This window comes from Hydrocoleum sp. CS-953 (assembly GCF_002260545.1).
In the GTDB taxonomy this organism is placed as follows: domain Bacteria; phylum Cyanobacteriota; class Cyanobacteriia; order Cyanobacteriales; family Microcoleaceae; genus Trichodesmium.
Genome location: NZ_LGSU01000015.1, coordinates 1 through 994, shown reverse-complemented (window position 1 = coordinate 994; position 994 = coordinate 1). Strand labels below are relative to the sequence as shown.

The window sequence follows — 994 nt, the reverse complement described above, 5'->3', positions numbered from 1 at the left end:
GTTTAATGGAGAGGAAAGACATGAGTTAATTCAATTATATAAATGTGATTTTGCTGACCCAAAGTTTTATCAAATAGAGGATTTAACTTTTTGGGAGAAGGAACGAAAAAAAACGGCGCTTTGGGTTTCGATAGATAGATTTAAGTCTGGAGAATTGAAAATAGTTCCAGAAAATTTTTTNCCGAAAAATATAAATGTGATTTTGCTGACCCAAAGTTTTATCAAATAGAGGATTTAACTTTTTGGGAGAAGGAACGAAAAAAAACGGCGCTTTGGGTTTCGATAGATAGATTTAAGTCTGGAGAATTGAAAATAGTTCCAGAAAATTTTTTAGAGTATTGTGATTAGGAGGGTAATTAAAATGGAGATTAATATTCCTGATGTTGTGGCAGAAGTAAAAGCAGTATTTGAGCAATATGAAGCTGCTTTGATTGGTAATAATGTGGATGTTTTAGATGAATTATTTTGGGATAGTTCCCACACCATCCGTTATGGAGTCAATGAAAATCTTTATGGATATGAAGCAATATCTGCTTTTAGAAAAGCGCGTGGAAAAGTTAATTTAGAGCGAGTATTAATGAATACTTTTATTACAACTTATGGTCAAGATTTTGCCACAGCAAATACTGAATTCCAGCGTCAAGAAACTGGAAAAATGGGTAGGCAAAGTCAAACTTGGATGCGTACTTCTGTTGGTTGGCGAGTTGTGAGTGCTCATGTTTCTTTTTTATAATTTTCAGCATTCAGCTATTAGCTGTCAGCTCTCAGCAGTACAACAACACTTTTGTAGTAAGATTTAATTTTGGGTTAATAAAGCTTTGATTGGGTACCAAAAGTAATATAGCAATCCTATTTTAGTTGTAATATTTTGGTGGTATTTAGGAGTCAGGAGTCAGAATTTTCAAGCTTTCAGTTGAAATTGGCTATTATAAAACTTATCACAACCTATTTAGGATTGCAATAGCTGATAATTGACAAGTCAATTATTATGAAG

Annotated in this window: 1 protein-coding gene; it reads left to right on the top strand. The window is 32.9% G+C overall.

What is annotated here, in order from left to right; all coding sequences use genetic code 11:
• Positions 1-361: 361 nt before the first annotated feature.
• Positions 362-733 (top strand): oxalurate catabolism protein HpxZ, encoded by a 372-nt coding sequence (gene hpxZ, locus AFK68_RS00035; RefSeq protein ID WP_094670653.1) that lies wholly within the window; start codon positions 362-364, stop codon positions 731-733.
• Positions 734-994: the final 261 nt, after the last annotated feature.